At 73.9% G+C, this 8,555-nt stretch carries 8 protein-coding genes and 1 pseudogene; 6 read left to right on the top strand and 3 right to left on the bottom strand.

The window, feature by feature from the left end; genetic code table 11:
• Positions 1-21: 21 nt before the first annotated feature.
• Together ACR807_RS39580 and ACR807_RS39585 are read left to right on the top strand one after the other, a co-directional pair.
• The gene (locus ACR807_RS39580; RefSeq protein ID WP_438926673.1) at positions 22-780 is read left to right on the top strand and encodes a DUF742 domain-containing protein; all 759 of its coding nucleotides are present in this window, start codon (positions 22-24) and stop codon (positions 778-780) included.
• Positions 761-1,366, top strand: coding sequence for a GTP-binding protein (locus ACR807_RS39585; RefSeq protein WP_438926674.1), 606 nt, complete (start codon positions 761-763; stop codon positions 1,364-1,366). The genes ACR807_RS39580 and ACR807_RS39585 overlap by 20 nt, the downstream gene beginning before the upstream one ends.
• 159 nt (positions 1,367-1,525) lie before the next feature.
• Here the strand turns inward: ACR807_RS39585 and ACR807_RS39590 are convergent, their stop codons facing one another.
• Positions 1,526-3,772 (bottom strand): helicase-associated domain-containing protein, encoded by a 2,247-nt coding sequence (locus ACR807_RS39590; protein ID WP_438926675.1) that lies wholly within the window; start codon positions 3,770-3,772, stop codon positions 1,526-1,528.
• Positions 3,773-3,974: 202 nt separating this feature from the next.
• On the opposite strand from ACR807_RS39590, the gene ACR807_RS39595 reads away from it, so the two are divergent.
• From ACR807_RS39595 to ACR807_RS39610, 4 genes and pseudogenes are all read left to right on the top strand, one after another.
• On the top strand, positions 3,975-4,160 hold the full coding sequence (locus ACR807_RS39595) for a hypothetical protein (protein ID WP_306745602.1): 186 nt from the start codon (positions 3,975-3,977) through the stop codon (positions 4,158-4,160).
• A 100-nt stretch (positions 4,161-4,260) separates the two neighbouring features.
• The gene (locus tag ACR807_RS39600) at positions 4,261-5,649 is read left to right on the top strand and encodes an NAD-dependent malic enzyme (RefSeq protein WP_438926676.1); all 1,389 of its coding nucleotides are present in this window, start codon (positions 4,261-4,263) and stop codon (positions 5,647-5,649) included.
• 40 nt (positions 5,650-5,689) lie between these two features.
• On the top strand, positions 5,690-6,163 hold the full coding sequence (moaC, locus tag ACR807_RS39605) for a cyclic pyranopterin monophosphate synthase MoaC (protein WP_438926677.1): 474 nt from the start codon (positions 5,690-5,692) through the stop codon (positions 6,161-6,163).
• Positions 6,164-6,270: 107 nt separating this feature from the next.
• A pseudogene (locus ACR807_RS39610) lies at positions 6,271-7,151 on the top strand (molybdenum cofactor biosynthesis protein MoaE).
• Positions 7,152-7,242: 91 nt separating this feature from the next.
• Here ACR807_RS39610 and ACR807_RS39615 read toward each other — a convergent pair.
• Complete coding sequence (locus ACR807_RS39615) at positions 7,243-7,911, bottom strand: transglycosylase family protein (protein WP_438926678.1); 669 nt, start codon at positions 7,909-7,911, stop codon at positions 7,243-7,245.
• Positions 7,912-8,289: 378 nt separating this feature from the next.
• Positions 8,290-8,544: a MoaD/ThiS family protein gene (locus ACR807_RS39620; protein WP_438926679.1), complete on the bottom strand. Its 255-nt coding sequence runs from the start codon at positions 8,542-8,544 to the stop codon at positions 8,290-8,292.
• Positions 8,545-8,555 lie beyond the last annotated feature (11 nt).

Consider the following 8,555-nt stretch of genomic DNA (forward strand, 5'->3'; position numbering starts at 1 on the left):
AGATCGTGGGGGTGAGGGTAAATGGCTGAACGATCTGGCGCCGGTGGCCGCCGCTTCGGTAGGAACTTCAACTACCAGGAGTGGGCGGTCGGCGGTTTCCGTTTCGCTGAGCCGGATGCCGACCCCACACAGGACGAGGAAGCCGAGGACGCACCCAACTCGTGGACGGCCGGCCGGGCCGGACAGGCGCGGCCACCACGGGTCGAAGGCACAGGGCAGGGGCAAGGCGACATGTCACAGCGTGAGGTTGACGACTCGTCGTACGGCTACGACGACGTTCCCAACCGGTTCGACATCGACGGGTACGGCAGCGGGTTGTTCGGAGGTCCGGGCGCCGACCTGTTCGGTGCCCACGGCCTGCCCGACAGCGTGCCGGAACAGGTGCCCTACACGACCGGTCCGCAGCCGGTCGTGCGACGGGAGGAGAACCCGGCCGCCGAGTCGGGTTCGCTCGTCCGCCCGTACACCAGGACCGGTGGCCGCACCCGGCCCGACTACGACCTCGCGATCGAGGCCCTGATCTCCACCAGCGAGAAGGGCCTCGACCGGGACGCGGCCGTGCTCCCCGAGCACAGGTCGATCTGCGGGCTCTGCACCGACACCAGGTCGGTGGCCGAGGTCGCCGCGCACCTCCGACTGCCCCTCGGCGTGGCGCGGGTGCTCATCGGCGACATGGCGAGCATGGGTTTGGTTTTGATTCACCAGGGTGGCTTGGTCGTGGGGGACAGGCCGTCCATTGATTTCCTTGAGAGGGTGCTCAGTGGGCTTCGCAGGCTCTAGCCCCAACGCGGCCGAAGGCGCACGGAAGCCTACGACCTCCGCGAAGATCGTGGTGGCCGGTGGCTTCGGCGTGGGCAAGACTACGTTCGTCGGTTCCGTGTCGGAGATCGTTCCGCTGACCACCGAAGCGGTGATGACCGAGGCCAGCGCCGGGGTCGACGACCTCTCGGCGACGCCGAACAAGGTCACGACGACGGTGGCCATGGACTTCGGTCGCGTGTCACTGGACCAGGACCTGATCCTGTACCTGTTCGGGACGCCGGGTCAGCACCGGTTCTGGTTCATGTGGGACGACCTGGTGCGGGGTGCGATCGGCGCGATCGTGCTGGTGGACACGCGCAGGCTGGCCGACGCGTTCGCGTCGATCGACTTCTTCGACGACCGGCAGCTGCCGTACGTGGTCGGCGTGAACTGCTTCGACGGTCTGCTGCACCACCGGATCGAGGACGTGCGCGACGCGCTGACCATCGACCAGTCGGTGCCGATCGTGACGTGCGACGCGCGCAACCGCCAGTCGACCAAGCAGACCCTGATCACGCTGGTGGAGCACGCCATGCGCCAGTGGATGTCGGTCCGCGCGGGCTGACACCCCCTTCGCTCCTCGGGGCGGCCCCCTCGCGGGAGGCCGCCCTGAGGCGTGTCCGGACCCTGAGGCGTGTCCGGACCCTGAGGCGTGTCCGGACCCGGGGGCGCCCCGCTCCCGGCGCCAGGTCGCCGGCAGGTGGTCGCGCGCCACGTCCGGTGACTACGCGCCGTCGTCCTCGACCAGCGCGGCCGACGTGATGCGGTGCAGCGGGAACCGGCGCACCTCGCCGTAGCTGACGTCCACGCCCTCCAGCACGCCACCGCCCACGACCTGCGGCGTGATGACGCGCCGCGCCGCCGTGCCGTGCCCGTCGACGAAGTCGACCAGCACGTTGCGGCCCAGCCTGGCGGCCCGCTGGAGCAGGTCGAGGGTGGCGGACGGTCCCGCGCCCAGGTGACCCGGCACGGACACGCGGGCACCGCCCGCGGTGGTCGCCGCGCGGTCGCCCGCCCGCACCAGGCGCACCAGCTCGCCGAGCTGCTCGTCGGACGGCGTGGTGGGCTGCGCGGGCCTGCGGCGGCCCTTGCCCGCGATCCGCCGCCCGCCCCCGCGCAGGTCGAGCACCCCGCCGTCCGCGCCCTCCGCGGCGGGCGCGAAGCCGGCGGCCCGCAGCACGTCCAGCACCTCGGCCAGCGGCAGCGGGCAGACCACCACGGTCGGCGCGATCCGGCGCAGCTCCAGCCGCTCGGCCGCCGGGTGCGCGAGGACCTCGGCGATCAGCACGGGGTCGTCGCAGCGCAGGAACGACCCGGCCGCGCCGCCGCGCAGCCTGCCGTGCCGGCGGGCCGCGTCGTCGATCAGGTAGGTCAGCGACTGCGGGACCGGCGTCCGCGACCGCGACCGGAACAGCTCGTGCAGGTCGGCGGCGCTGCGGCCCGCGTCGAACGCCCGCCGCACCGACCCCTCGTGCACCCGGTACACGGTGGCCCCGCCCGCCGACTCGACGTCCGCGACCAGCGCGATCTCGTCGGCCAGCTCCGGGTCGAGCCGGCCGGGCGCGACCACCGTCAGGTCGGCCTGCACCAGCACGTGGTCGACCGGCGCGGGCAGCGCGTCGGCGAGCCGCTTGGCCGCCGCGGCCGGTCCCTCGGCGAGCAGGGTGCGGCCCTGCGCGGTGAGCGCGCCCAGCGCGAGCACGCCCACCGACGTGCCCTCCTCCACGGTCCAGCGGACCAGCTCGTCGCGCAGCCGGCCGCCCCGCCGGGGGGCGCGCCACGCCAGCACGGCGGCCAGCTCGCCCGGGTCGGTGACCGCGGTGCCGGGCTCCAGCGCGGCGAGCGCCTCCAGCACGCGCCGCCGGTCGCGCGGCGCGGCCGGCCGGTTCAGCTCGGGGGCGAGGGCGTTGAGCAGGCGGTCGCGGTCGTCGCGCTGCCCGATCAGGCCCGGCAGCCGGGGCAGGTCCACCCACGCCTGGGCGAGCGTCGCCCACCGGTGCTCGGGCGCGGCGACCAGCCACGCGTCGGTCTGCGTCGTCGGCACCCACCCGGGTTCGGTCCCGTCGCTGTCGGCGACCAGGCCCGCGTTGACGACCAGCTCCACCAGCAGCGCGGCCCGGCGTTCGTCCACGTCCAGGTCCTTGGCGAGCTTGCGCAGCTCGCGCACGCCGACGCCGCCCGACCGCAGCACCGCGGGCGGCTCGTCGGACCAGCTCCGCAGCAGCCCCTCCACGTGCCGGGTCAGCTCCAGCGCCTCGCCGCCGCCGGTGTGGTCGACCACCGACGGGTCGCGCGCCACCGTGCCCAGCGCGGGTTCCACCGCCTGGACCGGGCCGAGCGGGGACCTGCCGCGCACCTTCAGCCCGATCTCGCGCGGCAGCTCCACGGTCCGCGCGTCGCGCCGGACCAGCAGGCCGCGGGCGAGCAGCTTCTGGATCGGCGTCGTCGCGCTCGCCAGGGGCACGACCTGCGCCGCGTCCTTCGTCTGCCCGACCGGCGGCCCGGCGGCGAGGGCCAGCAGCACCCGCCGCTCGTCCTCGGGGAGGTCGTCGACGTCCGCGTCGGCGAGGGCGGGCACGGAGCGCCCCAGGCCGCACGGGAACGGGTTGACCGCGTCCCGGGTCGCGGGCGGGGTGGAGAGGGCGTCGTCGGGCCCCCACAGCAGCGCCCGCGCCCGCAGCACCGCGAGGGCGGGCCGCACGTCGGTCCGGCCGAACAGCGCCCGGACGGCCTTCACGCCGACCGGGGCGAGGTCCGCGTCCAGCACGAGCAGCGCTTCGAGCACGGTGAGCGTCATCGTGTCGAGGTCCTCGCACGCCCGCGCCACCGAGGCGCGCGAGCCGATGCGCGTCGCCAGGACGGAGGTGTCGGCGGGCGGCGGCGTGGCCAGGTCCGGCCGGGCGCGCAGCAGTGCCACGAGCGCGGTGTCGTCCTGCGCCCGCAGCCACTCGGCGAGGGTGGTGCCGGACATCCCCACCACGTTATATGCCCGCCGCCCGGGGCGGCACGGCGGTGGGCACCACCCCGACCGCCGCGACCCGGGTTAGCCAGGCCACAGGTGACGATGCTCTCGGATTCCGGGTACCCCGGGACCGGTCCGGTCCCCGCGCCGGGACCGGGGCCGCGACGTGAGGCACACTTGTCCGCGAAGCAGGCACCACCGAGGAGGAACAGTGGCCAAGCTCCGCCCCGAGCGCATCGACCCGAACTGGCCGGAGGCCCCGGAAGGCGACAAGCACGCGGTCAGCGAGTTGGCCGCCGACGTGCAGGGCGCGCTGTCCCCGTTCGGCAAGGTCACCTTCCCGCTGCCGGTCGAGGAGCTCGGATACCACCACCCGGTCACCGAGATCAACCGCTAGCCCCGAAGTGGCGCGCGCGGCCGTCGAGCCGCGCGCGTTCCGCAATTCGTCCGGGACTACTCTCGACTCCCGCCTGAGCAGTGCAGTTCTGGGAGGTTCGATGCCGGTCCCCGGCCCTGGTTACTCGATCACCGTCCGCCTGGAGGCCCCGCCGTCGGCGTCGGCCGCGGGTGACCTCACCTCGGCGGTCGGTCGGGCCGGCGGCGTCATCACGGCCTTCGACGTCGTCGAGTCCCACACCGACCGCGTCATCATCGACCTCACGTGCAACGCCCTCTCGGCCAACCACGCGAAGGACATCACCGACACCCTGGAGCTGCTGCCCGGGATCGTCGTCCGCAAGGTGTCCGACCGGACGTTCCTGGTCCACCTCGGCGGCAAGATCGAGATCTCGTCCAAGGTGCCGCTGCGCAACCGCGACGACCTCTCCCGCGCCTACACGCCCGGTGTCGCCCGCGTCTGCCAGGCCATCGCCGAGAACCCGGACGACGCCCGCCGGCTGACCATCAAGCGCAACACGGTCGCCGTGGTCACCGACGGCTCGGCCGTGCTGGGCCTGGGCAACCTCGGCCCGGCCGCCGCGCTGCCGGTGATGGAGGGCAAGGCGGCGCTGTTCAAGAAGTTCGCGGGCGTCGACGCGTGGCCGGTGTGCCTGGACACCCAGGACACCGAGGAGATCATCCGCGCGGTGGAGCTGATCGCCCCCGTCTACGGCGGCATCAACCTGGAGGACATCGCCGCGCCGCGCTGCTTCGAGATCGAGGCCCGGCTGCGCGAGAAGCTCGACATCCCCGTCTTCCACGACGACCAGCACGGCACCGCGATCGTCGTGGTCGGCGCCCTGCGCAACGCGCTGCGCGTCGTCGGCAAGAAGATCTCCGACTGCAAGCTCGTGGTGTGCGGCGTGGGCGCGGCGGGCTCGGCGATCATCCGGCTGCTGCTCAAGCAGGAGCCCGGTGACGTGGTCGCGGTCGACGTGGACGGCATCGTGCACCGCGACCGGCCCGGCCTGGACGACAACCTGAGGTCCATCGCCGCCGCCACCAACAAGGACAACGTCAGCGGCCGGCTGCACGACGCGCTGGTCGGCGCGGACGTGTTCATCGGCGTGTCGGCCCCGAACCTGTTCGGCGCCGAGCAGGTCGCCACGATGAACCCCGACGCCATCGTGTTCGCGCTGGCCAACCCGGACCCGGAGATCGACCCGATGGAGGCGCAGAAGCACGCCGCCGTCGTGGCCACCGGGCGCAGCGACTTCCCCAACCAGATCAACAACGTGCTGGCGTTCCCCGGCGTGTTCCGGGGCCTGCTGGACGCCCACGCGCGGACGATCACCGACGCGATGCTGCTGGCCGCGGCCAACGCCATCGCCGACGTGGTGGACGGCGATCGGCTCAACGCGTCGTTCATCGTGCCCAGCGTGTTCGACACCTCCGTGGCGCCCGCCGTGGCCGACGCGGTGCGCAAGGCGGCGGCCGACCCGGCGTGACCCGGGGTGGGTCGTGCCGCCGGGGCCTAGCATCGGCGGCATGACCCAGCAGTTCACGCACCTGGACCAAGCCGGGGCGGCCCGGATGGTCGACGTGTCCGGCAAGGAGCCGACCACGCGCACCGCCGTCGCCTCCGGCGTGCTGCGCACGACCGCCGAGGTGGTGGCGCTGCTCGCCCGCGACGGCCTGCCCAAGGGCGACGCGCTCGCCACGGCCCGCATCGCCGGGATCATGGCGGCCAAGCGCACGCCGGACCTGGTGCCGCTGTGCCACCCGATCGCGCTGTCGAGCGTCAAGGTGGAGTTGGAGCTCGGCGACGCCGAGGTCCGCGTCACGGCCACCGCGCGCACCACCGACCGCACCGGCGTGGAGATGGAGGCGCTGACCGCGGTAGCCGTGGCCGGGCTGACCCTGCACGACATGGTGAAGGCGGTCGACCCGGCGGCGACGATGGACGCGGTGCGGGTCGAGCGCAAGGAGGGCGGCAAGACCGGCCTCTGGGAGCGCCCGTGACGCCGCCCGTGACGCCGCCCGTGACGCCGCCCGTGACGCCGCCCGTGACGCCGCCCGTGACGCCTCCTGCGACGTCTCCCGCGACGTCTCGGCCGCGCACCGCGCGCGTGGTCACCGCCTCCAACCGGGCCTCCGCCGGGGTGTACGAGGACCGCGGCGGCCCGCTCATCGTCGACTGGCTGCGCGAGCGCGGCTACGCCGTGCCGGACGCGGTGGTCGTGCCGGACGGCGACCCGGTCGCCGAGGCGCTGCGCGCGGCCGTCGCGGACGGCGTGCACGTGGTGGTCACGACCGGCGGCACGGGCATCAGCCCCACCGACCGCACGCCGGAGGCGACCCGCTCGGTGCTCGACCGCGAGGTGCCGGGCGTGGCGGACGCCATCCGCCTGTCGGCCTGGCCGCGGGTGCCCACCGCCGTGCTGTCGCGCGGGGTGGCCGGGGTCGCGGGTCGCACGTTCGTGGTGAACCTGCCCGGGTCGCCGGGCGGGGTGCGGGACGGGCTGGGGGTGCTCGACGCCGTGCTGGAGCACGCCGTCGACCAGGTGGCGGGGGGTGACCACGCGTGACCGAGGTGCTGCGGGCGACCGTCAGCGACCAGCCGCTGTCGGTGGAGGAGCACGCCGCGCTGGTGGCGCACGCGGCGGCCGGGGCGGTCGTCACGTTCGCCGGGGTGGTCCGCGACCACGACGGCGGGCGCTCGGTGCGGGAGCTGGAGTACGTCGGGCACCCGACGGCCGCCGCCGTGGTGGCCGAGGTGGTCGCCGACGTGGTGGCCGGCGTCGAGGGGGTGCGGGCGGTCGCCGTGTCGCACCGGGTCGGGGCGCTGGCCATCGGTGACGTGGCGCTGGCGGTCGCGGTGGCCGCCGAGCACCGGCGCGAGGCGTTCGACGTGTGCTCCGACCTCGTCGACGAGGTGAAGCGGCGGCTGCCGGTGTGGAAGCGGCAGGTGTTCGCCGACGGCGCCGACGAGTGGGTCAACATGCCCTGAGGAAAGCCCTGGAACGGGGAAGGACCCCGGCCGCCGGGGGAAGGCGGTCGGGGTCCTCAGCCGGTGGTGCGTCGGCTCGCGCCGACCACGATCACTTGGTGGCGATCTTCATGCCCGGCATGATCAGGTCGGCGTTCGGGATGAAGTCCTTGTTCAGCTCGTGGAGCTTCGCCCAGCCGCCCTCGACCTTCAGCTCGTCCGCGATCTTGGACAGGCTGTCGCCCGCCTTGACCTCGTAGTCGCCCTGGGGGTTGGACGACGGCAGCGCCACCACGACGGGGGCGGGGGCGGCCTGCTGCTGGACCGGGGCGGACTGCTGCCGCTGCACCGGCGCGGGCGCGCTCTGCTGCTGCTGCTGCTGGACCGGGGCCTGGCGGACGGGGGCCGCGGCGCCGCCGAGGCCCTTGGGGCCGCAGACGGGCCAGGCTTGGATGCCCTGGGTGGCCAGGACGTTCTCGGCGACCCGGATCTGCTCCTCGCGGGACGCCTGATTGGGCATCCCGGAGCCACCGTTGGCGCGCCACGTGGACGGCAGGAACTGCAGGCCGCCGTAGTAGCCGTTGCCGGTGTTGATGCTCCAGTTGCCGCCGCTCTCGCACGCGGCGACCACGTCCCAGTTGACGCCGGAGCCCTGTGCGGACGCGGTGCCGGCGGCCATGGCCAGCGGCGCGCCGACGATGACGCCGGCGACGGCGACCTTCGCGACACGACGGGCGGCGGGGGACACGGACGGACGGTGCTTGCCTCGGTAAGAAGCCATTTCCCTCTCGGCCCACCCGCACCTGCTCGGGCGACTCGGGTTCGGGGCCCGGGGTGTCGCCCAGCTCCTGTCCGGCGGTTGTCTCTCGCTCGGGGGTGTTCCCGGGACGCCGGTGGACAGGTTCGGTGCGTGGCGTTCCGGGTGGTGCTCTGGTCGGTCGGGGCCAACCGAGAAGCGACGGTACGTAACCGGAGAGGCCGCGCCAAACGGAAGCGCACGTGATGCACGTCACAGTAACACTACGGGGTGATCCCTCGACCCTTGCGTTTAGCCAGGTCAGAGCACCGTTATGGTTCCGTTTCCGTTCCGAGATCGAGCGAAATGCATAACGTAAAGTGAGGTCTGGGTCACGCCCTAATCCATCCGAGAAGGGCGTGGCTAACCCCCGGCGAAGGGCGGCAGCACGTCCAGTTGTGATCCGGGCGACACGGGCGTGTCGAGGTTCCGGACCGCGACCCCGTCGAGCAGGTAGCTGCACGCGGGCAGCACGCGGGTCAGCCGGTCGCCGTGCCGGGCCTCCAGGGCGGCCAGCGCCGCCGCCACGGTCGCCCGGTCGGCCGGCAGCCCGACGTCCTCCCCGTCCACCCCCGCGGCGGCCCGCGCGCCCGCGAAGTACCGGACCGCCACCACCACGCCGGCCGCCC

It is taken from the genome of Saccharothrix sabaoui, from assembly GCF_051756985.1.
GTDB lineage: Bacteria > Actinomycetota > Actinomycetes > Mycobacteriales > Pseudonocardiaceae > Actinosynnema.

Excerpts from the sequence above, each read along its gene's own strand:
- ACR807_RS39580 (WP_438926673.1), top strand. The coding sequence starts at position 22 with ATGGCTGAACGATCTGGCGCCGGTGGCCGCCGCTTCGGTAGGAACTTC.
- moaC (WP_438926677.1), top strand. The coding sequence starts at position 5,690 with ATGACCCAGCAGTTCACGCACCTGGACCAAGCCGGGGCGGCCCGGATG.
- ACR807_RS39590 (WP_438926675.1), bottom strand. The coding sequence starts at position 3,772 with ATGTCCGGCACCACCCTCGCCGAGTGGCTGCGGGCGCAGGACGACACC.
- ACR807_RS39600 (WP_438926676.1), top strand. The coding sequence starts at position 4,261 with ATGCCGGTCCCCGGCCCTGGTTACTCGATCACCGTCCGCCTGGAGGCC.
- ACR807_RS39615 (WP_438926678.1), bottom strand. The coding sequence starts at position 7,911 with ATGGCTTCTTACCGAGGCAAGCACCGTCCGTCCGTGTCCCCCGCCGCC.